23 protein-coding genes are annotated in these 19190 nt (G+C 71.1%); 10 read left to right on the top strand and 13 right to left on the bottom strand.

Features of this window, described 5'->3' with window-relative positions:
- The first annotated feature begins 2 nt into the window (after positions 1-2).
- From ACM9LD_RS12530 to ccsB, 5 genes are read left to right on the top strand one after another with little or no spacing between them, the layout of a single operon-like run.
- Positions 3-632, top strand: a complete 630-nt coding sequence (locus tag ACM9LD_RS12530) for a histidine phosphatase family protein (RefSeq protein WP_415676970.1) — start codon at positions 3-5, stop codon at positions 630-632.
- Complete coding sequence (locus tag ACM9LD_RS12525) at positions 629-1219, top strand: TlpA disulfide reductase family protein (protein ID WP_415676969.1); 591 nt, start codon at positions 629-631, stop codon at positions 1217-1219. The genes ACM9LD_RS12530 and ACM9LD_RS12525 overlap by 4 nt, the downstream gene beginning before the upstream one ends.
- Positions 1219-2004, top strand: a complete 786-nt coding sequence (locus tag ACM9LD_RS12520; protein ID WP_415676968.1) for a cytochrome c biogenesis CcdA family protein — start codon at positions 1219-1221, stop codon at positions 2002-2004. The genes ACM9LD_RS12525 and ACM9LD_RS12520 overlap by 1 nt, the downstream gene beginning before the upstream one ends.
- Complete coding sequence (gene resB, locus ACM9LD_RS12515) at positions 2004-3596, top strand: cytochrome c biogenesis protein ResB (RefSeq protein WP_415676967.1); 1593 nt, start codon at positions 2004-2006, stop codon at positions 3594-3596. The genes ACM9LD_RS12520 and resB overlap by 1 nt, the downstream gene beginning before the upstream one ends.
- Positions 3597-3598: 2 nt before the next feature.
- Complete coding sequence (ccsB, locus tag ACM9LD_RS12510; protein WP_415677072.1) at positions 3599-4597, top strand: c-type cytochrome biogenesis protein CcsB; 999 nt, start codon at positions 3599-3601, stop codon at positions 4595-4597.
- 84 nt (positions 4598-4681) lie between these two features.
- Here the strand turns inward: ccsB and ACM9LD_RS12505 are convergent, their stop codons facing one another.
- Complete coding sequence (locus tag ACM9LD_RS12505) at positions 4682-4843, bottom strand: BldC family transcriptional regulator (protein WP_074850913.1); 162 nt, start codon at positions 4841-4843, stop codon at positions 4682-4684.
- Positions 4844-5020: 177 nt separating this feature from the next.
- Between ACM9LD_RS12505 and ACM9LD_RS12500 the strand changes: the two genes are divergently transcribed.
- Positions 5021-5320 carry a DUF4229 domain-containing protein gene (locus ACM9LD_RS12500; RefSeq protein ID WP_415676966.1) on the top strand — a complete coding sequence of 100 codons (300 nt, stop codon included), beginning with the start codon at positions 5021-5023 and terminating at the stop codon, positions 5318-5320.
- The gene (cds1, locus tag ACM9LD_RS12495) at positions 5317-6417 is read left to right on the top strand and encodes an L-cysteine desulfhydrase Cds1 (protein WP_415676965.1); all 1101 of its coding nucleotides are present in this window, start codon (positions 5317-5319) and stop codon (positions 6415-6417) included. The genes ACM9LD_RS12500 and cds1 overlap by 4 nt, the downstream gene beginning before the upstream one ends.
- 26 nt (positions 6418-6443) lie before the next feature.
- Here the strand turns inward: cds1 and ACM9LD_RS12490 are convergent, their stop codons facing one another.
- Positions 6444-7382, bottom strand: coding sequence for an SDR family oxidoreductase (locus tag ACM9LD_RS12490; RefSeq protein WP_415676964.1), 939 nt, complete (start codon positions 7380-7382; stop codon positions 6444-6446).
- Positions 7383-7500: 118 nt separating this feature from the next.
- Between ACM9LD_RS12490 and ACM9LD_RS12485 the strand changes: the two genes are divergently transcribed.
- Positions 7501-8340 (top strand): helix-turn-helix transcriptional regulator, encoded by an 840-nt coding sequence (locus ACM9LD_RS12485; protein ID WP_415676963.1) that lies wholly within the window; start codon positions 7501-7503, stop codon positions 8338-8340.
- A gap of 1 nt (position 8341) precedes the next feature.
- Here the strand turns inward: ACM9LD_RS12485 and ACM9LD_RS12480 are convergent, their stop codons facing one another.
- The 8 genes from ACM9LD_RS12480 to ACM9LD_RS12445 form a co-directional block, all read right to left on the bottom strand.
- Positions 8342-9217, bottom strand: coding sequence for a 1,4-dihydroxy-2-naphthoate polyprenyltransferase (locus ACM9LD_RS12480; protein ID WP_415676962.1), 876 nt, complete (start codon positions 9215-9217; stop codon positions 8342-8344).
- Positions 9218-9237: 20 nt separating this feature from the next.
- Positions 9238-11031 (bottom strand): acyl-CoA dehydrogenase, encoded by a 1794-nt coding sequence (locus ACM9LD_RS12475; RefSeq protein WP_415676961.1) that lies wholly within the window; start codon positions 11029-11031, stop codon positions 9238-9240.
- Between the two features lie 103 nt (positions 11032-11134).
- Complete coding sequence (locus ACM9LD_RS12470; RefSeq protein WP_415676960.1) at positions 11135-12280, bottom strand: DUF3089 domain-containing protein; 1146 nt, start codon at positions 12278-12280, stop codon at positions 11135-11137.
- Between the two features lie 34 nt (positions 12281-12314).
- Positions 12315-13457 (bottom strand): o-succinylbenzoate--CoA ligase, encoded by a 1143-nt coding sequence (gene menE / locus ACM9LD_RS12465; protein ID WP_415676959.1) that lies wholly within the window; start codon positions 13455-13457, stop codon positions 12315-12317.
- A complete protein-coding gene (locus tag ACM9LD_RS12460; protein ID WP_415676958.1) occupies positions 13454-13807 on the bottom strand; it encodes a DUF3349 domain-containing protein in 354 nt (117 codons plus the stop codon). The genes menE and ACM9LD_RS12460 overlap by 4 nt, the downstream gene beginning before the upstream one ends.
- A gap of 146 nt (positions 13808-13953) precedes the next feature.
- Positions 13954-14265 carry a DUF3349 domain-containing protein gene (locus ACM9LD_RS12455; RefSeq protein ID WP_224647577.1) on the bottom strand — a complete coding sequence of 104 codons (312 nt, stop codon included), beginning with the start codon at positions 14263-14265 and terminating at the stop codon, positions 13954-13956.
- Positions 14266-14275: 10 nt separating this feature from the next.
- The gene (locus ACM9LD_RS12450) at positions 14276-14578 is read right to left on the bottom strand and encodes a hypothetical protein (protein WP_415676957.1); all 303 of its coding nucleotides are present in this window, start codon (positions 14576-14578) and stop codon (positions 14276-14278) included.
- 3 nt (positions 14579-14581) lie between these two features.
- Positions 14582-15841, bottom strand: coding sequence for an inorganic phosphate transporter (locus ACM9LD_RS12445; protein ID WP_415676956.1), 1260 nt, complete (start codon positions 15839-15841; stop codon positions 14582-14584).
- 207 nt (positions 15842-16048) lie between these two features.
- On the opposite strand from ACM9LD_RS12445, the gene ACM9LD_RS12440 reads away from it, so the two are divergent.
- Positions 16049-17188 (top strand): BTAD domain-containing putative transcriptional regulator, encoded by a 1140-nt coding sequence (locus ACM9LD_RS12440; RefSeq protein ID WP_415676955.1) that lies wholly within the window; start codon positions 16049-16051, stop codon positions 17186-17188.
- A 129-nt stretch (positions 17189-17317) separates the two neighbouring features.
- Complete coding sequence (locus ACM9LD_RS12435; RefSeq protein WP_415676954.1) at positions 17318-17662, top strand: VOC family protein; 345 nt, start codon at positions 17318-17320, stop codon at positions 17660-17662.
- Between the two features lie 9 nt (positions 17663-17671).
- Here the strand turns inward: ACM9LD_RS12435 and ACM9LD_RS12430 are convergent, their stop codons facing one another.
- The 3 genes from ACM9LD_RS12430 to ACM9LD_RS12420 form a co-directional block, all read right to left on the bottom strand.
- Positions 17672-18115 carry a hypothetical protein gene (locus tag ACM9LD_RS12430; protein ID WP_415676953.1) on the bottom strand — a complete coding sequence of 148 codons (444 nt, stop codon included), beginning with the start codon at positions 18113-18115 and terminating at the stop codon, positions 17672-17674.
- Positions 18116-18289: 174 nt separating this feature from the next.
- Positions 18290-18739 carry an SRPBCC family protein gene (locus ACM9LD_RS12425; protein WP_415676952.1) on the bottom strand — a complete coding sequence of 150 codons (450 nt, stop codon included), beginning with the start codon at positions 18737-18739 and terminating at the stop codon, positions 18290-18292.
- Between the two features lie 31 nt (positions 18740-18770).
- The gene (locus ACM9LD_RS12420) at positions 18771-19190 is read right to left on the bottom strand and encodes an HIT family protein (protein ID WP_415676951.1); all 420 of its coding nucleotides are present in this window, start codon (positions 19188-19190) and stop codon (positions 18771-18773) included.

Below are 19190 nucleotides of genomic sequence, written 5' to 3'. Positions count from 1 at the left end.
AGATGACCCAGACGATCGTGCACGTCATGCGGCACGGCGAGGTGCACAACCCCGACGGCATCCTCTACGGCCGCCTGCCCGGGTTCCGCCTGTCCGACACGGGCCGGGCCCAGGCGCAGACGGTGGCCGACGCGCTCGCCGACCACGACATCACCGCCGTGTTCGCCTCGCCGCTGCAGCGCGCCCAGGAGACCGCGACGCCCATCGCCGCGTCGCACGGGCTGCCGATCATCACCGACGAGGAGCTCATCGAGGCCGGTAACCAGTTCGAGGGCCTCAAGGTGGCCGTCGGCGACGGTGCCCTGCGCCAGCCCAAGCACTGGGCCAAGCTGCGCGATCCGTTCACCCCGTCGTGGGGCGAGCCCTACCTGCAGATCGCGCACCGCATGGTCGGCGTCGTCGACATCGCGCGCGAGCGGGCCCGCGGCCACGAGGCCGTCCTGGTGAGCCACCAGCTGCCCGTCGTGACCCTGCGCCGCCACCTCGAGGGCAAGCGGCTCTGGCACGATCCGCGCAACCGGCAGTGCTCCCTCGCCTCGCTCACCAGCCTCGTCTACGACGGCGACGAGCTCGTCGACATCGTGTACTCCGAGCCGGCGGGCGCCACCGACCCGCTGGTGCGCGGCGCGTGAGGCTCGCCCGCCGCGCCGCAGCCCTCGTGGTCGCCGGCGCGGTCGCCTTCGGCGCGTCCGGCTGCGTCCAGCTCTCCGACCAGGCCGCCAAGGGCGGCGTGATCGCCCCCGGCGGCAAGGTCCGGCAGTTCTACGAGCCCGGGCAGCGCAGCACCGTCGAGAACCTGTCCGGCCGCAGCGTGACCGACCCGAACACCACGATCAAGCTCTCCGACTACGCCGGCAAGGTCGTCGTCATCAACGTGTGGGGCAGCTGGTGCGCCCCGTGCCGCCTCGAATCGCCCGAGCTGGAACGCACCTACGTCGCCACCAAGGACAAGGGCGTGCAGTTCCTCGGCATCAACCTGCGCGAGACCGCCGGCGACGACGCCGCCCGCGACTTCATCGGCTCGCAGGGCCTGACGTACCCGTCGATCTACGACCCGCCCGGTAAGACGCTGCTGGCCATCGGCGAGCAGTACCCGACCACCGTCGTGCCGATGACCTTCGTCCTCGACCGACAGCACCGCGTGGCCGCGTCCTACCTGACCACCGTCGGCGAGAAGGAACTCACGGACACCATCGAGAAGGTGCTGGGGGAGGGCTGATGGGAGAGGCCTTCGCCACCGCGGCCGTCTCGGGCCCGCTGCTGCTCGCGCTCGGCGCGTGCCTGCTCGCGGGGCTCGTCTCCTTCGCCTCGCCGTGCATCGTCCCGCTCGTGCCGGGCTACCTGTCGTACCTCGCGGGGCTCGTCGGGGCCGAGGCCCCGGCCGCCACCGTCGACGAGGCGAAGGCGGGCGCGCGGGCGGGCCGGTGGCGCGTCATGGGCGCCGCGATCCTCTTCGTCGCCGGGTTCACCGCCGTCTTCCTGCTGATGACGATGTCGGTCTTCGGGCTCGCCACGTCGATCCGGCTCAACGCCGACACCCTGATGCGGATCGGCGGCGTCGTCACCATCGTCATGGGCCTCGCCTTCATCGGCCTGGTCCCGATGCTCGAGCGCGACGTGCGGTTCGCGCCGCGGCAGTGGACCACCCTCGCGGGCGCGCCGCTGCTCGGCGGCGTCTTCGCGCTCGGCTGGACCCCGTGCATCGGCCCGACGCTGGCGGGGATCCTGTCCATCGTCGTCGGCACCGACGCCGAGCCCGCCCGCGGCGCGATCCTCATCGTGGCCTACTGCGCCGGACTCGGGCTGCCCTTCATCGTCCTGGCCCTCGGGTCGACGGTGGCCGTCCGCGCCGTCGGGTGGCTGCGCCGCAACTCGCGCCGCATCCAGATCTTCGGCGGCGTGCTGATGATCGCCGTCGGCGTCGCGCTGGTCACCGGCTATTGGGCCGAGTTCATCGACCTCGTCCGCCGCCTCTTCGTCTCGAACACAGTGATGCCGATCTGATGACTACCCCCGTCAAGCAGTCCCCGCCCCGCCGCGCCCTCGCCGCGGTCCGCAACACGTGGCGCTCGCTCACGTCGATGAAGACCGCGCTGGTCCTGCTCTTCCTGCTGGCCGTCGCCGCCATGCCCGGCGCGCTGCTGCCCCAGCGCGACGTCGACTCCGCCGCCACCGCGAAGTGGATCGACGACCACGGCACGCTCGGCGAGATCATGGACGAGCTGCAGTTCTTCGGCGTCTTCAAGTCGGTGTGGTTCACGTCGATCTACGCGCTGCTGTTCGTCTCGCTCGTCGGCTGCATCCTCCCGCGGACGGTCGAGCACTTCCGCGCCCTGCGGACGCCGCCCGTCGCGACCCCGCGCAACCTGTCGCGCCTCCCGCGGCACACCACCCGCGAGAGCGACCAGGATCCCGAGGCCGCCGCGCAGACGGTGCTCGCCGGCCTGCGCGGCTGGCGCAAGATCGCCCGTCCCGGCGGGGCGAACGAGGCCGAGGGCACCGTCACCGTCTCCGCCGAGAAGGGCTACCTCCGCGAGGCCGGCAACCTGGTCTTCCACATCTCGCTGGTGGGCATCCTCATCGCGATCGGCGTCGGCCAGCAGTTCTCCTACGAGGGCTCGCGCATCGTGATCGCGGGCGACGAGGGCTTCTGCAACACCTCGTCGAACTACGACAACTTCCGCGCCGGCAACCTCGTCGACGGGACCGGGCTCGCGCCCTTCTGCCTCAAGGCCGACGAGGTGCAGGCCACCTTCCTGCCGAACGCGCAGCCCGACATGTTCCGCACGCTCGCCTCGTACCAGGACCGCGAGGGCCTGCAGAACGACACCTGGAAGAAGTACGCCATCGAGGTGAACAAGCCGCTCCGCATGGAGGGCGTGCGCGTCTACATGCTGGGCCACGGCTACGCCGGCACGTTCACCGTGACCTACCCGAACGGCGCCGTCCGCACGCAGACCATGCAGTTCGCGCCGCAGGACAAGATCAACTTCCTCTCCTCCGGCGCGCTGCGCTTCGACCCGCCCGCCGAGCTGTACCGCACCGAGGACGAGCGACGCACCAAGCAGATCGGGATCGAGGGGCTGCTCGCCCCCACCAAGCAGCTCGACGGGACGCTGCTCACCTCGCGCTTCCCCGCGCCGAACGATCCGGCCGTCGCGGTGGACATCTACGAGGGCGACACCGGCCTCGACACCGGCAAGCCGCAGAACATCTTCTCGCTCAGCCGCGACCAGATCGACTCCGGCCGGCTGTCGAAGAAGGCGCGGGTGAACCTGACCGTCGGGCAGTCGACCACCATCGAGGACGGCACCCAGGTGCGGTTCGACGGGGTGACGAACTTCGCGGCCCTGCAGGTCAGCCACAACCCGGCGCAGAATTGGACGCTGGTCTTCGCGATCGGGATGCTGGGCGGGCTCATCGTCTCGCTCACCGTGCGGCGCCGGCGGGTGTTCGTGCGGCTGACCCCGCGCGAGGGCGGCGGTACCGTGATGGAGATCGCCGGACTGGCCCGCACCGACCAGGCCGGTTGGACCGAGGACTTCGAAGCACTGGCCGACCGCCTGGTCGGCTCCAACGGTGAGAAAGTGGCGTGAGCATGGGAACCGAGACCAACGTCGACCTGGCGAACTTCGCCGACGTGCTGTTCACCAGCGCCACCGGGATCTATGCGCTCGCGCTGGTCCTGATGGTCATCGAGCTCGCCACGTCGCGGGTGGACGCGACGGCCGCGCGCGACCGCAAGCGGGAGCTCGTCGCCGCGGGCGGCGGCCCGATCGCCACCGATTCCACTCCGGGCCGGGTAGTCGACGACGGCCCCCGGCGCACGAAGTCCGAGCGGATCGGCCGGATGGGCTACGCCCTCGTAGTCGCGGGCCTGCTCGTGCACGTCTCCTCGATCGTGCTGCGCGGCGTCGCCACCGGCCGCATGCCCTGGGGCAACATGTACGAATTCATGTCCATCATGTGCGCGGGCGCGGTCCTCGCCTCGCTCGTGCTGCTGCGCAAGCCCGAGGCCCGTCCGATCCTCGGCTTCGTGCTGGTCCCGATCCTGATCTTCATGTTCGTCGCCGAGGGCGTGCTGTACACGACCGCCGGCCCCGTGGTGCCCTCGCTGAAGTCCTACTGGCTCGCGATCCACGTCTCGATCGTGTCGATCGGCGCCGGCATCTTCCTGGTCTCCGGCGTCGCCAGCCTGCTGTACCTGATCCGCCGCCGGTTCGAGCTGCCCGACGGTTCCGTCACCGTGACCTCGGGGATCGGCGGCCGGCTACTGCAGGCCATCCCGTCCACGCAGGTGCTCGACCGCGTGGCGTACGGCACCGTGATCGTCGCCTTCCCGCTGTTCAGCGCGGGCGTGATCTGCGGCGCCGTGTGGGCCGAGGCGGCGTGGGGCCGCCCGTGGGGCTGGGACCCGAAGGAGACCACCTCGTTCATCGCGTGGGTCCTCTACGCGGCGTACCTGCACGCGCGGGCGACGTCGGTGTGGCGCAAGGCCGCGCCCTACCTGAACATCCTCGGCTTCGCCGTGATCGTCTTCAACCTCTTCATCATCAACTACTTCGCGACGGGCAGCCTGCACTCCTACGCCGGCTGAGTCCGCGCCGAGTACCCGCGTACGCGAAGGGCGCCGCCCCGCCGAGGATATCGGTGGAGCGGCGCCCTTCGTCGTGTGCGGGGGCTACGCCGTGGTGTTCTGGTTCAACAGAGCAAAGACTTCCGACGCGCGGAAGCGACGGTGCCCGCCGGGGGTCCGGACGGAGCCGAGGAGGCCTGCGCCTGCCCACCGGGTGACCGTTTTGGGGTTCACATTGAACAGTGCGGCCACCTGGCCTGGGGTCATGAGGCGCTCGGGCTGACGGGGAGCAGCGGCCCGGGGGTCCGCTGCGCGCTGGGCGAGGTTCGGGTGTGCCGTGGTCATGATGCCCAGTATGCAGCGATTTGCCCGAGTACTCGAACCTCTATCCGAGTGCCAAGAATTGGTAAAGTCGTATTTCGGACGAGGGGTAGGCTCATGGTCATGACCGATACGGGTGCGGCCAAGAAGGCCCTGGCACGCGACATCTTTTTCTATACGCTGTTCCGCCTGGGGCTCGTCGTCGCCGTGTTCGCGGTGCTCTACGGGATCGGGTACCTGTTCCTCGACGAGGTGCCGCCCGTTCCCGTCTTCCTGTTCGCCCTCGTGGTCTCGCTGCCGCTGTCGATGGTGCTCGGCAAGAAGCTGCGCACCCGGGTGAACGAGAGCGCCGCCGTCATCGACGAGGCGCGCAAGGCGAAGCGCGACGACTTCCGTCGGCGGCTGCAGGGCGTGGACGAGTGACGACCGTCGTTCACGACCGGTCCGCGGACCGGTCCTGGGTGGACAACGCCGTCAGGCTGATCGAGGCCGACGCGCGCCGCAGCGCCGACACGCACCTGCTGCGCTTCCCGCTGGGGGAGTGGGCGCGGGGCGCCGGGATCGACCTGTATCTCAAGGACGAGACCACGCACATCACGGGCAGCCTGAAGCACCGTCTGGCCCGGTCCCTGTTCCTGTACTCGCTGTGCAACGGGTGGGTGCGCGAGGGCACGACGGTGATCGAGGCCTCGTCGGGCTCGACGGCGGTGTCCGAGGCCTACTTCGCGAAGCTGCTGGGCCTGCCCTTCGTCGCGGTGATGACGCGCTCGACGTCGCCGGCGAAGGTGGCGCTGATCGAGCGCGAGGGCGGCACGTGCCACTTCGTGGACCGCGCCGACGAGGTGTACACCGAGGCCGCGCGGCTCGCCGAGGAGCGGGGCGGCCACTACATGGACCAGTTCACGCACGCCGAGTGCGCGACGGACTGGCGCGGCAACAACAACATCGCCGAGTCGATCTTCTCCCAGCTGTCCCTCGAGGAGCACCCCGAGCCGGCCTGGATCGTGGTCGGCGCGGGCACCGGCGGCACGTCGGCGACCATCGGCCGCTACATCCGCTACCGCCGCCACGCGACCCGCCTGTGCGTGGTGGACCCGGAGAACTCCAGCTTCCTGCCCGGCTACGTCGCCGGGGACTGCACGGTGCAGACGGGGCAGTCCTCGCGGATCGAGGGCATCGGCCGTCCGCGCGTGGAGCCGTCGTTCATCCCGGAGATCGTCGACCGGATGGTGGGCGTGCCCGATGCCGGCTCGATCGCCGCGGCGCGCATCGCCTCGTCGATGCTCGGCCGCCGCGTGGGCGGCTCCACCGGTACCAACCTCTGGGGCGCCTTCGGTGTGATCGCCGAGATGCTGCAGGCGGGCCGGTCCGGCAGCGTCGTCACCCTCCTCGCCGACGACGGTGACCGGTACCTCGACACCTACTTCGACGACGCCTGGGTGCAGTCGAGCGGCTTCGACCTCATCCCGCCCACGCTCACCGTCGAGCGCTTCCTCGCCGACGGGTCCTGGCGGGAGTAGGGCGCGCCGTCCGCGGTCGTTAGGGGTCAGGACGGGAAGGAGATCCCGGTCATGCCCTCCGAGATCCGCCACATGCGGCGGGCCTCCTCCTCGCTGCGGATCCTGCTGTAGAGAGGCTGCTCGGCGGGCGGGCCCCCGAGGTGCATGAAGCCCTTGGGGCCGTACAACCTGCCCGCCGCGTCCGGCGTCGTCGCGGCGAGAAGGGCGGGGAGGGCGGCGGTCTCCGCGGTCCCGACCACGATCCCCAGCGCCGACAACCGGCGGATGATCCGCACCCCGAGCGTGTCACCGTCGCGGCCGATCTCCGGGCGCGCCGCCAGGAGGCTGGTCGGGGCGACGCCGGGGTGGGACAGGTTGCTGGTGATGCCCCAGCCGCGCTCCCGGCTCACCCGGTCCAGCTCGAGGCCGAACAGGCCGAAGGCGATCTTGGACTGACTGTAGGCGCCGGAGCCGTTGTAGGACTGCTCCCAGTTCAGGTCGTCCCAGTTGATGGACCTCTCGTTGGCGGCGATGCTGATCTGCGACGTGACGCGGGCCCGCGACTCGCGAAGCAGCGGCAACAGGTGCGCGACCAGCGCGACGTGGCCGAGGTGGTTGGTCCCGAACTGGAGCTCGAAGCCGTCGGCGGTCGTCTGCCGGGTGGGCGGGGTCATCACGCCGGCGTTGTTGATGAGCAGGTCGATGGGGCGGCCGTCCTCGAGCAGGGTGCGGCCGAGCGCCTCCACCGACGCGAGGGACGACAGGTCGAGGGGGAGTGTGGAGACGGTCGTCGCCGGCGCCGCGGCGCCGATCGCGGCGACCGCAGCCTCGGCCTTCGCGGCGTTCCGTGCGGGCAGGACTACGTCCGCGCCGGCCGCGGCGAGGCGGCGCGCGATGCCGAGGCCGATGCCGTCGGTGCCGCCGGTCACGACGGCGCGCTTGCCGGTGAGATCGGGAAGGGGGAGGTCGATCGGTGCTCGGTTCATGGCTGCCAGCCTCGCAGTGCCGCGGATGCTCATCCAGGGACCGTCGATCCCCGGATGAGAGCGTCCAGCGGCGTCGCGATCGGTCCGGTCCCAGTACCGTCGTCGGCAGGAGGTGCGGATGATCGACCGGGAAGGGCTCGCGGAGTTCCTCCGCCGGCGGCGGGGGGCCCTGCAGCCGGAGGACGTGGGGCTCCCTCGAGGGCAGCGGCGGCGGACGCAGGGCCTGCGGCGGGAGGAGGTTGCGGCGCTGTGCCACATGTCGGTCGACTACTACACCCGGCTCGAACGGCAGCGCGGCCCGCACCCGTCGCCGCAGATGATCGCGGCCATCGCGCAGGGCCTGCACCTGAGCCTCGATGAGCGTGACCACCTCTTCCGGTTGGCGGGGCAGCACGCGCCGCCCCGGGGCGCGACGGGCGATCACATCGGTCCCGGGTTGGCCCGGGTGCTCGATCGTCTGTCCGACACCCCGGCGGAGATCGTCACCGAGCTCGGGGAGACCCTGCGTCAGACGCCGCTCTCGGTGGCCCTGACGGGTGACACCACCGGCTACACCGGCCCCGAGCGCAGCGTCGGGTACCGGTGGTTCACCGACCCGGCGAGCCGCGCGATCCACCATCCTGACGACCACGCGTTCCTGTCGTCGATGTTCGTCTCGGGCCTGCGTGGGGTGGCGGCGCTCCGGGGGCCCGGTTCCCGCGCGGCGGAGTACGCGGAACTGCTGCTCGAGCGCAGCGCGGAGTTCGCGGCGCTGTGGGAGGCGCATCCGGTGGGGATCCGCCCGAACGCGGTGAAGCGATTCATCCACCCGGAGGTCGGGGCGCTCGAGCTGGACTGCCAGCACCTCGTGGACCCGGAGCAGTCGCACCTGCTGCTCGTGTACACCGCGCAGCCCGGATCGGAGAGCTACGAGAAGCTGCAACTGCTCTCCGTCGTGGGCGCCGCGGCACGCGGCTAACTCACGCGCCCAGGAACAGCCCGACCGCGGCGCCGATGGACCAGACGAGCATGGCGAGGCCGGTCTGGGCGAGGGCGGGGATCAGGGCGGGGCCCTGGCCGCCGCGGGCGACGGGCAGAGCGGCGCGCACGGCGAGCGGGGCGGAGGCGAGGGAGAGGAGCGCCCACGGGGTGGCGACGGCGGCGAGGGCCAGGCCCAGCACCGTCGGCACGGCGACGAGGACCGAGAACAGGACGCGGGTGCGGGAGTCGCCGAGGCGGACGGCGAGGGTGATCTTGCCGGACTCGCGGTCGGTGGGGATGTCGCGCAGGTTGTTGGCGACGAGCACCGCCGAGCTGTACGAGCCCACCGCGCAGGCCGCGAGCCAGCCGGCGGCATCCACCCGCCCGGCCTGCACGAACTCGGTGCCCAGCACCGCGACCAGGCCGAAGAACACGAAGACCGCGATCTCGCCGAAGCCGAGGTAGCCGTAGGGCTTCTTCCCGCCGGTGTAGAACCACGCCCCGGCCACGCAGGCCAGGCCCACGAGGATCAGCCAGGGCGCCGAGGTCAGGGACAGCACCACACCGGCCACCCCGCCGACGCCGAAGCACGCGAACGCCGCGCGCTTGACCGCCGCGGGGGAGGCCAGCCCGGACCCGACGAGGCGCAGCGGCCCGACGCGGTCGTCGTCGGTGCCGCGGATGCCGTCGGAGTAGTCGTTGGCGAAGTTCACGCCCAGGATCAGCGACAGCGACACCACCAACGCCAGGAGTGCCTTCCACCAGACCGCCTCGCCGAGGAAGCCCGCCGCCCCCGTACCCGCGATCACCGGGGCGATCGCGTTCGGGAGCGTGCGGGGGCGGGCCCCTTCGAGCCACTGCGCTGCGGTTGCCATGCACCCAGCCTATGCAGTCGCTACAGAACCGAGGTGTCCAGGTCGAGCGTGGTGCGGTCGAGCTTCGCCAGCAGGTCGAACTCGGTGTGCGCCTTGGGCAGCTCGTACACGAAGAAGTACTGCGTGGCCGCCCGCTTGCCGCGGTAGAAGGCCTCGTCCTTCGCCGTGCCGTCCTCGGCGTACGTGGCGAGCGCCTGGTCCAGCCACAGCCACGCCACCACGACGTGGCCGAGGCCGTCGAGGTAGGAGGTGGCGTTCGCCAGCGACAGCGCGGGGTCCCCGGTGCCGCCGAGTGTCATCGTGACCTCGACGGCGCGCTGCGCGGCCGCCCGCAGCGCGGTCGCGTGCGGCGCCAGCTCCTCGACCTTGTCGGCGCGGGCGGCCGTCGCCTCGATCCGACCCAGCAGCGCGCCGAAGGCGGCGCCGCCGTGCTGCGGCACCTTGCGGCCCAGCAGATCCAGGCCGTGGATCGCCTTGGCGCCCTCGTGGATCGCGTTGAGCCGGTTGTCCCGGTACAGCTGCTCGACGTTGAACTCGCGCGTGTAGCCGTAGCCGCCGTGGATCTGGATGGCGTAGTCGTTGGCCTTGGTGGCCCACTCGCTGGGCCAGCTCTTGATGATCGGGGTGAGGAAGTCGAGGAGCTGCCCGGCGGCGGTCCGCTCCTCCTCCGTCTGCCCGGTGTCCGCGTCGTCGACGAGGCGCGCCCCGAACAGCGCGAGTGCCAGCCCGCCCTCGACGTAGCTCTTCTGCGCGAGCAGCATCCGGCGCACGTCGGGGTGCTCGATGATCGGGACCTGCGGCCCCGTCGGGGCGGTCACGGGCCGGCCCTGCACGCGGGTCTTCGCGTACTCCAGCGACTGCAGGTAGCCGGTGTAGCCGATCGACGACGACGCGAGGCCCACCGCGACGCGCGCCTCGTTCATCATCTGGAACATCTGGACCAGGCCGCGGTTCTCGGTGCCCACCAGGTAGCCGGTGGCGCCCTCGAGCGAGAGCAGGCAGTTGGTGGTGCCCTTGTTGCCCATCTTGTGGTTCAGGCTCACCAGGGTGACGGCGTTGCGCTCGCCGACGGACTGATCGTCGTTCACCAGGTACTTCGGCACGATGAACAGCGAGATGCCCTTGACGCCGTCCGGCGCGCCCGGGACCTTCGCGAGCACCAGGTGCACGATGTTCTCGGACATCTCGTGGTCGCCGCCGGTGATCCACATCTTGGTGCCGGTGATGGCGTAGCTGCCGTCCTCGCGGGGCTCGGCCTTGGCGCTGATGTCGGCGAGCGCGGAGCCGGCGTCGGGCTCCGAGAGGCACATGGTGCCGGTGAACCGGCCCTCGATCATCGGCTCGAGGAAGAGGCGCTTCTGCTCGTCGGTGCCGAAGGAGCGGATCACGTTGCCGTTGCCCAGGGTGAGGCCCGAGTAGACGGTGGTGGAGACGTTCGCGGCCTGCATCCACGCGAAGGCGGCCTTGCTGATCAGCGAGGGCAGGCCGATGCCGCCCTCCTCGGCGGGCAGCTCGCCGAAGGTCAGGCCCGAGGCCGCGATCGCGTCGAGCCCGGCCTTGGTCGCGGGCAGCGTCTTCGCGGTGCCGTCGGGCTGGATCGTCGGCTCGTGGGCGTCCGCGTCCTTGTAGTGGTTCGACAGCTTCTGCACGGCGATGTCGGCGGCCAGGTCGAGCGCGGCGTCGAAGGTCTCCTTCGAATGCTCCGCGAAGGCGTCGCGCTTGGTCAGCTCCTCCGCGTTCAGCCACTCGTAGAGCAGGAAGTCGACGTCGCGGGGGTTGAGCAGCGGGGTCTGCGCTGCGATGTTCTGCTTCACGGTTCTCCGATCCGGGCTGATACTGCGGAGCGATCTTACTCGGCGGTAACCTTACCCGAAATTCCTTCAACCATGAATATTTGTGACGTCCGTCAACCTGCGGTCAGCGTGCGCGCCACGCCGCCGACTGCTGCGCCGCGATCGACACCAGCCGGTCGAGGCCGAAGTTCACGTCGAGCAGGTGCGTGCCCATCAGTGGTAGCTCGTTGAGCGGCTGCGGCACCGTCAGCCGGATCCGGTACATGCTGTGCCGGTTGACCTCCGAGCAGCTTCCCACGCCGCGGCTCCTGCTCACCGTCCACGTGCTCGCCGACGTGGGCAGGGCTTCGGGGAACGTCGTGTAGTCCATGAGCACGGAGATGATCCCGAACGCGTAGCGCTCGCTCGGCACCGTCACGCCGACGGGACCGGAGTCGCCGGACAGCGGGCCGGGGTCGGTGCAGGCTACGTGCTTGCCCGCGCCCACGGGGAGCTCCATCGTCTGGGAGAGCAGGTCGAGGTCGGTGTTGCCGAACATCGAGATCACCGGCGCGGCGGTGTCGGTGGAGTACGCCACGACGCAGCCGAACTCGCCGCGGCGGGTGCATAGCGGGATGTTCCGGAAGTCGCCACCCGTCGTGCTTCCCGCCGCCGTGGTCACGTTGCCGCCCATCAGGAAGGCGCCGACGAGGCGGTTCCGGACCGCCGCGTTGCCGTCGATCTCCTCGCGGATCAGCTTGCGCAGCATCATCGTTCCCTGCGAATGCCCGATGAGCACCACGCCGCGGCCGCCGTTGTCGCGCGCCAGGTACTCGCGCCAGGCCGTCCGCACGGCGTCGTACGCGGTGTCCACGACCGGCCTCAGGTGCATCAGCATCGTGGGCGCGAGGCCCGTCAGCGTGATTTGCGGGTAGATCGGCGCAAACACCCGGCACATCGACCCGAACCGCGCCGCCTGGAACCGGGCGATCGAGTCCACCTCGGGCATGCGCACCGGGTTGGCGTTGAGCGCCACCTGATTCGTCACCGTCGGATAGACGTAGAAGCAGTCGACGGCCTTCTCGGCGTCGGTCACCTTCGGTGCCGGTGTGCTCTTCCCGGTGCCGAGGTCGGTGGTGTCGGTGGGGAGGGTGCACGGGTTCGCCGTGCCCGGCCGGCACATCCACGTCGTCGACGGTGCGCCCTGGGCCACACCCGCCGCCAGGCCCGCGCCGAGCGCGAGGGTCGCCGTTGTCGCTGCGAGTCGCCCGAGGGCGCGCCGGAGAATCATGCGGCGACGATATACCGAGAGTTTTGGAATTCGCTCAGTATTCGGAGAATCGGTCGACCAACGCCCGCCGGTCGACCTTGCCGGGCCCGCGCCGGGGCAGCGCGTCGAGGAGGTACAACGCCCGCGGGGCCGCCGTCCGGTCCAGCTCGGCCTCGACGGCCTCCCGCAGTAGCTCGACGGTGACGTCCGCCCCCGGCCCCGGCACGACCGCCGCGGCCACCCGCTGGCCGAGCCGCGGGTCGGGCTGGGCGAAGACGGCGACCTCGGTCACCCCGGGCACCCGCGCGAGTACGGCCTCCACGACCTGCGGGAGCACCGTCAGGCCGCCGGTGGAGATGGCCTCGTCGAGGCGGCCCGTGACGGCCAGGACGCCGTCCGTGAGCGTCCCCGCGTCGTCGGTGCGGAACCAGCCGCGCTCGGCGAAGGCGGGGTGCTCGGGGAGGTTCCGGTAGCCGAGTGCCACCGTCGGGCCGCCGAGGACGACGCGCGATGCCGGGCCGTCCAGGCGGATCTCGACGCCCGGGAGGGGCGCACCGTCGTACACGCAGCCCCCGGCGGTCTCGCTCATCCCGTACGTGCGGACCATGCGGACGCCGGCGGCGAGCGCCGCCTCGCGGACCGGGGCGGGACAGGCGGCGCCGCCGATGAGCACTCCGTCGAACCTGGCCAGGGCCTCCGTGGCGGACGGGTCGGCGAGGACTTTGACCAGCTGGGTCGGGACCAGGGAGACGTACCGACGGTCCGCGGTCATGCGCGCGTGGGCCGCGGCGAGGGCGGCGGGGTCGAAGCCCGCGCGCACGTCGAGCTGGGCGGGCGCGTGGCCGGCGGCGAGGGAGCGCAGCATCACCTGTACACCCGCGACGTGCTGCGGTGGCATGGCGAGCAACCACTGCCCGGGGCCGCCGAGCCGCGCGTGCGTCCCCGCGGCGCTGGCGGCGAGGGCCTCGCGGGTGAGCATCGCGCCCTTGGGGGTGCCGGTCGTGCCGGACGTGGCGACGACGAGGGCCACGCGCTCGTCGATCGGGGTGCCCGCGGCGAGCGCGACGGTGAGCCGCTCGGCCTCGCGCGGATCGTGCGCGGGCACCGGCAGCCACGCGGGCGCCGTGCCCTCCAACAGGGCGGTCAGCTGCGGCAGGGCGGATGCGACGGTGTCGATCCGCAGCGGTTCGAGGTTCACTCGCCGTGCGTCTTGGGGCAGCCGCCGGGGTTGAGCGGGGCGTCGTCGAAGGGCCAGCCCTTGCGCTCGAGGCGTTCGCGGACGCGGGTGATGTCCTTCTCGAGCGGCATCTCGTGGGTGTGGCCGCTGATGGCGACGCCCGCGTCGACGCGGGTGATGGGTTCGACGCCGTCGGGGGTGAGGTGCGCGTCGTCGATCAGTTCCCGCGTGACCTGCTTGACCTCCTCCTTGGTGAGCTGCCGATCGAGCAGCGCGAGGAGCGGCTGGTAGTCGGTGCTGGGCACGCCGTCGGGATAGCCGGCGCGCAGCCAATCGACGATCCTGGCCAGGAAGCCCGGACTCGAACTCATGAAGACCCCACCTCCGATGCGAGGGTGCGCCCGCGGGCGCGGTTGTGCCGTCGATACGGGCACCGATACGGGAACGGCCCCCTATCTGAACACCAGGATAGGGGGCCGCCCGCTGCTCGGGTGAGCGACAGCGAAGAGAACGTGTTTCAGCTGGCGAAACCGGTGAGCGGCCAGCCGCCCGCGGCCAGCTTGCTCGCGACGTGGCGCAGGTCCTCGTCGCTGGGCTCGGCCTGGGTCACCTTGGTGATCGCGGCCTCGATCTCGTCCTTGTGGACCTCGTCGGGGCGCTGGGCCAGGATGCGGCCGATCACCGCGTCGACCTCGGTCTCCGACAGCTGCTTGGTGAGCAGCGCGAGCAGGGGGAAGTAGTCCTTCGGCGGCACGCCCTCGGGGTAACCGGCGCGGAGCCAGTCGAGGACCTGCTGGAGGACGCTGTCCTGGGAGTTCTCGGTGGTCATGTGGTCGCCCCTACTTCTTCTTCTCGAACCACGGGTAGATGTTGTCGAACGTGAGCTCGTACTTGAAGCCCGATGCCACGATCATGGCGATGCCGAGGACGACCGCGGCGATGACGATGACGAACGCGATGGCGGCGAGCACGTTGCCGAGCGGGTTCGGCTGGTGGACGGTGCCGTCCTCCTGCTCGTGGCCGTTGCCGATCGCGAGACCCCGGACGCCGACGGCGAACAGGGCGGGCAGGCCGGCGCCGAGGATCAGGCCCACGAGGAGGACCTTCCAGACCGCGCTGAGGGCGAGGGAGATGGTTTCCATGTCTTAGACCTTCGCAATCTTCTCGTCGGCGGTCGGCGCGACCGCGTTGGTCTCGTCGTCCCACTCGGCGTTGACGTTGTTGGAGTCGACCTTCTGCTGCTGCGCCCGCCAGTACATGTAGCCGGAGAGGGCGCAGAGGATGGCGAAGGCGACGATCGGGCCGGCGAGGCCGGGGATCTTCGCGGCGACGAACCACATGATCGCGCCGACGACCGCCGCGGCGGGCAGGGTGATCAGCCACGCGGCGACCATGCGAACAGCGACGTTCCAGCGGACCTTGGCGCCCGGCTTGCCGACGCCCGAGCCGAGGATCGAGCCGGTGGCGACGTGCGTGGTCGAGAGGGCGAAGCCGAGGTGGCTCGAGGTCAGGATGATCGTGGCCGACGAGGCCTCGGCGGCCATGCCCTGCGGCGAGCTGATCTCGATCAGGCCCTTGCCCAGCGTGCGGATGATGCGCCAGCCGCCCAGGAAGGTACCCAGCGCGATCGCGGCGGCGGCGGAGAACTTCACCCACAGCGGGACGCCGTGGGTGTCGTTCCAGAACAGGAAGCCGCCGCTCTGCTCGGGGGAGCCGGCGCTGTAGCCGATGAGGGCGAGGGTGATGACGCCCATGGTCTTCTGCGCGTCGTTGGTGCCGTGCGCCAGCGAGACGAGCGAGGCGGTGCCGATCTGGCCCCAGCGGAAGCCCTCCTCGGTGAACCGCTCGGCGACGCCGGCGACGATCTTGAAGATGAGGTAGGTGCCGGCCGCGGCCACGAGGCCCGCGACGACCGGGGCGAACAGCGCCGGGAGGACGACCTTGCCGATGACACCGTCGAGCTTGCCGTGGCCGATCCACACCACGCCGCCCAGGCCGAGGGCGGCGATGGTGGCGCCGATCATGCCGCCGAACAGCGCGTGCGAGCTGGAGCTCGGCAGGCCGAGCAGCCAGGTCAGCAGGTTCCAGACGATGCCGCCGATGAGGCCGGCCAGCACGATGATGAGCAGCGCGCGCCCGTGGTTGGCGGTGAACTCCGCCTTGGGCGAGCCGTCCTTGTTCTGGATCTTGATCACCGCGTTGGTCACGGTGAGTGCGACCTCGACGGACAGGAAGGCGCCCACCAGGTTGAGGATCGCCGAGAGGCTGACCGCCGTCTTCGGCTTCAGGGCACCGGTCGCGATGGACGTGGCCATCGCGTTGCCCGTGTCGTGGAAGCCGTTGGTGAAGTCGAAGGCGAGGGCCGTCACGATCACCAACAGCAGGATGATGAGTTCGCTGTTCATGGTGAAAATACTGAGGCCGAGGGTCCCGTTCCACCAAACGGGTGAGACGGGTCCGACATCCTTCTGACCTGCAGGTTCTCGACCGTCCGGCGAGCGTTCACCCAATGTTCATTCAGGGCGCTCTCAGAATCCCCCGACCGTGTCCGGTTTGTGGCTGTTTTGCGGCAGTGCGCAGGCGGCCTGACGAGCCGTGACTACTATTTGCGCATGGCGTCTTTGGATATCCGCGTGTTGGGCCAGGTCTCGCTCTCCGTGGACGGCGCACCCAACGAGGTGTCGGGCGTGAAGCCGCGGTCGGTGCTCGCGCTGCTGGTGATGAACCGCGGCCGCGCCGTCACCGTCGACTCCCTGAGCGAGCAGGTGTGGGACGGCAATCCGCCCGCCTCCGCGCGCGCCAGCCTGCAGGTCTTCGTCAGCGGGCTGCGGAAGGCGCTCCGCGGCCCGGGCGCCGGTTCGGGCCTCGACGGCCTGCTCGTCACCTCCGGCTCCACCTACCGCCTCGACCTGGAACCCGAGCAGTCCGACATCGGCCGGTTCGACTCGGCTCGGCGCCGCGGCGCCGAGCTGGCCGCCGCCGGCCGCTACGACCAGGCCTCGCTGGCCTTCGCCTCCGCGCTGTCGGAGTTCCGCGGCGACGCCGTCGCCGACCTGCGGGGCCTGCAGTTCGCCGACAACTTCGCCATCGGCATGGCCGAGGAGCGCGCCGCGGTGCAGTCCGCGATGTACGACGCGGAGATCGCCGCCGGTCGTGCCGCGTCCGTCATCGGGGAGCTGCGGCGCCTCGTCTCCGAGCATCCGCTGCAGGAGCCGCTGTGGGGGCAGCTCATCACCGCGCTGTACGTCACGGGTCGCCAGGCGGATGCCCTCGAGGCCGCGCGGGAGCTGCGCCGCACCCTCGCCGACGAGCTGGGTGCGGACCCGACGCCGGCACTCGTCGAGCTGGAGGGCAAGGTGCTGCGGCAGGAGCAGTTGGCCTTCACCGTCGCGCGGCCCGCCGCGCAGCCGGGTGACGGGCGGGCCTTCGAGAAGACCGAGACCGACGTGACCATCGCCGGCGCGGGCCCCCGCGGCACGCTCACCGCCGAGGACGGCACGGAGTACCCGGTGCACGGCGAGGTCCGCCTCGGCCGCCTCCCCGACAACGACATCAGCATCGACGACACCAAGGTCTCCCGCGAGCACGCCGTGATCACCGGCTCCGTCAGCGGCTTCGCCGTCCGGGACCTGCAGTCGTCCAACGGCACCTACGTCGGGGAACGTCGCGTCGCCGGCCAGCTCCCGCTGTCCGACGGTGACGAACTCACCTTGGGCCGCAGCACCTTCCGCTTCCGGGTGATCGAGGAGTAGCACGGGTCGATCCGCGCGCTGTGCAATCGTGACCGCCCGGGCCGAAACGGACATTCGGTGGGATTCTGCGATCGGACATCGGCGTGTCGTCGCAGAGATGCACCGAAGGTTCGGCGCTACCGTGGGCGGATGATCAACGGGGCGCACATCATCCACTACTCCGCCGACGCGGACGCCGACCGCGCCTTCCTGCGCGAGGTCCTCGGCGTCGAGGGGGTGGACGCCGGCCAGGGCTGGTTGATCCTGCCGCTGCCCGCGTCGGAGGTCGCCGTGCACCCCACCGACGGCCCGCCGAAGCAGGAGCTGTACCTGATGTGCGACGACGTCGAGGCGGAGGTGGCGGCGCTGCGGGCGAAGGGCGTCGAGGCGGCGCCCATCACCGACCAGGGCTGGGGCCTGCTCACGTCGCTGACGCTCCCCGGCGGCGGCGCGATCGGGCTGTACCAGCCGCGCCACCGGCGCGCCCACGGCTGACCCGCGGGCTCAGGAGGAATAGCGCCCGACCGCCTTGCCGACGGTGCCCGGCCCACCCACGGTGAAGGTGACCTTCTTCTCGCCGATCAGCGTGGTGAAGGAGCCATCGGGACGCGCCTTGACCTCGCCGCCGTAGCGCTTGCCGTCGTTCCACCAGCTCAGGGTGCGCGTCGCGATCTGCGCGCGGGTGCCGGGATTGTCGACGCACGGCGCGGTCGGGCCGCCGAGCGCGCCCTTGATGCAGTCGGGGCGCACGGTGATCCAGCCCTTCGCGTCGACGGTGCCGGTGTAGTGCACGGTGGGGAAGGGCATCGGGTCGGCGAAGCCGGGTGTGGTGACCCAGCCGTCGAACCGGACGACGGTGTCGGCGTGCGCGGCGGCGGGCAGCGTTCCCAGGGCGAGCGCGGCGCAGGCGCCGGCGGCCAGGGCGAGGCGGGTGGTGCGTGCGGTCATGTGATCAGTGCTCCTCGGTATCGAAGGTGCGTCGTCTCTGACACCCGGACTATCGAGGGTGGTGATCGAATTCGTTACCGAAGGCACCGACATGGTGGTGGCGGCCGTGCGTCGCCCCGTCCGGACTGAGGTGTGTGCGATTGTGCCCGCTCAGCGGTCACGATCACACACATGTCAGGCGCGCGGACCGTCGTCGACGAGGAGCCGGCTCAGGAGGTCGAGGTCCTTCGTCATCGCGGACCGCATCGCGCGCGCCATGACGGGAGCGGCGACCCGCGCGAAACCGCTGGGGGTGCCGCGGTTCCGCAACCGCATGAGGGTGCCACCGGGCACCGTCTCCCAGGTGTAGGTGGTCTCCATGGGGAAGGGGCCGTCGGCGGTGCGCATCACCATCCGCTCGCCCGCGACGAGCTCCGTCACCTCGTAGGTGTAGGCCAGCGGCCGCCCCAGGAAGCGTGCCTCGAAGTCCATCCGCGACCCGAGCCGCACCGGGGGCTCCGTCCGCCAGGCGACGGACCGGATGTTCGCGTACCACCGCGGGGCGGTCGACGGGTCGCCCGCGAACCCCGCGACCCGCTCGCGCGCAACGGGAATCACGCGCTCGACGACCACGTCCACGTCCATGCGAGCACGATACGCGCGGCAACGCCGGGTGTCAGTCCGGCAGGGCGTCGCGCAGGAGGACGGCGGCACCGTCGGACGTGCGCGGCTTGCGTCGGAGGAAGCGCCCGAGCACTGCGCGCCGGTCGCCCGCGAACCGCGGGATCACGTGCAGGTGCACGTGATCGACGGTTTGGAAGGCGGCGCGACCGTCGTTGACGACGAGGTTCACGGCGTCGGCCCGGAGCCCACCGTCGCGCGCGGCCCGGGCCAGACGGTGCCCGAGCGCGAACATCCGCGTGCCGTCGTCGGCGGGGAGGTCGGCGAGCCGCGCCGCGTGCCGCTTCGGGACTACGAGGGTGTGGCCCTCGCTCATGGGCCGGGCGTCGAGGAAGGCGATCACCTCGTCCGTCTCGGCGACGACCGCCGCGGGCGACTCACCCGCGACGATCGCGCAGAACACGCACTGCGCCAC

Origin of the sequence: Tsukamurella hominis (assembly GCF_965137015.1) — a bacterium.
GTDB classification, from domain to species: domain Bacteria; phylum Actinomycetota; class Actinomycetes; order Mycobacteriales; family Mycobacteriaceae; genus Tsukamurella; species Tsukamurella hominis.
Note: the sequence above shows the minus strand (reverse complement) of the source record. Positions and strands in the feature narration are given on the sequence as shown.

What these genes read in the sequence shown, in the direction of transcription:
- ACM9LD_RS12490 (WP_415676964.1), bottom strand. Translation starts at nt 7,382, where the DNA reads ATGAACCGAGCACCGATCGACCTCCCCCTTCCCGATCTCACCGGCAAG.
- ACM9LD_RS12485 (WP_415676963.1), top strand. Translation starts at nt 7,501, where the DNA reads ATGATCGACCGGGAAGGGCTCGCGGAGTTCCTCCGCCGGCGGCGGGGG.
- ACM9LD_RS12520 (WP_415676968.1), top strand. Translation starts at nt 1,219, where the DNA reads ATGGGAGAGGCCTTCGCCACCGCGGCCGTCTCGGGCCCGCTGCTGCTC.
- ACM9LD_RS12460 (WP_415676958.1), bottom strand. Translation starts at nt 13,807, where the DNA reads ATGAGTTCGAGTCCGGGCTTCCTGGCCAGGATCGTCGATTGGCTGCGC.
- ACM9LD_RS12500 (WP_415676966.1), top strand. Translation starts at nt 5,021, where the DNA reads ATGACCGATACGGGTGCGGCCAAGAAGGCCCTGGCACGCGACATCTTT.
- ACM9LD_RS12450 (WP_415676957.1), bottom strand. Translation starts at nt 14,578, where the DNA reads ATGGAAACCATCTCCCTCGCCCTCAGCGCGGTCTGGAAGGTCCTCCTC.
- resB (WP_415676967.1), top strand. Translation starts at nt 2,004, where the DNA reads ATGACTACCCCCGTCAAGCAGTCCCCGCCCCGCCGCGCCCTCGCCGCG.
- ACM9LD_RS12435 (WP_415676954.1), top strand. Translation starts at nt 17,318, where the DNA reads ATGATCAACGGGGCGCACATCATCCACTACTCCGCCGACGCGGACGCC.
- ccsB (WP_415677072.1), top strand. Translation starts at nt 3,599, where the DNA reads ATGGGAACCGAGACCAACGTCGACCTGGCGAACTTCGCCGACGTGCTG.
- ACM9LD_RS12480 (WP_415676962.1), bottom strand. Translation starts at nt 9,217, where the DNA reads ATGGCAACCGCAGCGCAGTGGCTCGAAGGGGCCCGCCCCCGCACGCTC.
- ACM9LD_RS12430 (WP_415676953.1), bottom strand. Translation starts at nt 18,115, where the DNA reads ATGACCGCACGCACCACCCGCCTCGCCCTGGCCGCCGGCGCCTGCGCC.
- ACM9LD_RS12425 (WP_415676952.1), bottom strand. Translation starts at nt 18,739, where the DNA reads ATGGACGTGGACGTGGTCGTCGAGCGCGTGATTCCCGTTGCGCGCGAG.
- ACM9LD_RS12505 (WP_074850913.1), bottom strand. Translation starts at nt 4,843, where the DNA reads ATGACCCCAGGCCAGGTGGCCGCACTGTTCAATGTGAACCCCAAAACG.
- ACM9LD_RS12445 (WP_415676956.1), bottom strand. Translation starts at nt 15,841, where the DNA reads ATGAACAGCGAACTCATCATCCTGCTGTTGGTGATCGTGACGGCCCTC.
- ACM9LD_RS12440 (WP_415676955.1), top strand. Translation starts at nt 16,049, where the DNA reads ATGGCGTCTTTGGATATCCGCGTGTTGGGCCAGGTCTCGCTCTCCGTG.
- ACM9LD_RS12455 (WP_224647577.1), bottom strand. Translation starts at nt 14,265, where the DNA reads ATGACCACCGAGAACTCCCAGGACAGCGTCCTCCAGCAGGTCCTCGAC.
- ACM9LD_RS12470 (WP_415676960.1), bottom strand. Translation starts at nt 12,280, where the DNA reads ATGATTCTCCGGCGCGCCCTCGGGCGACTCGCAGCGACAACGGCGACC.
- ACM9LD_RS12530 (WP_415676970.1), top strand. Translation starts at nt 3, where the DNA reads ATGACCCAGACGATCGTGCACGTCATGCGGCACGGCGAGGTGCACAAC.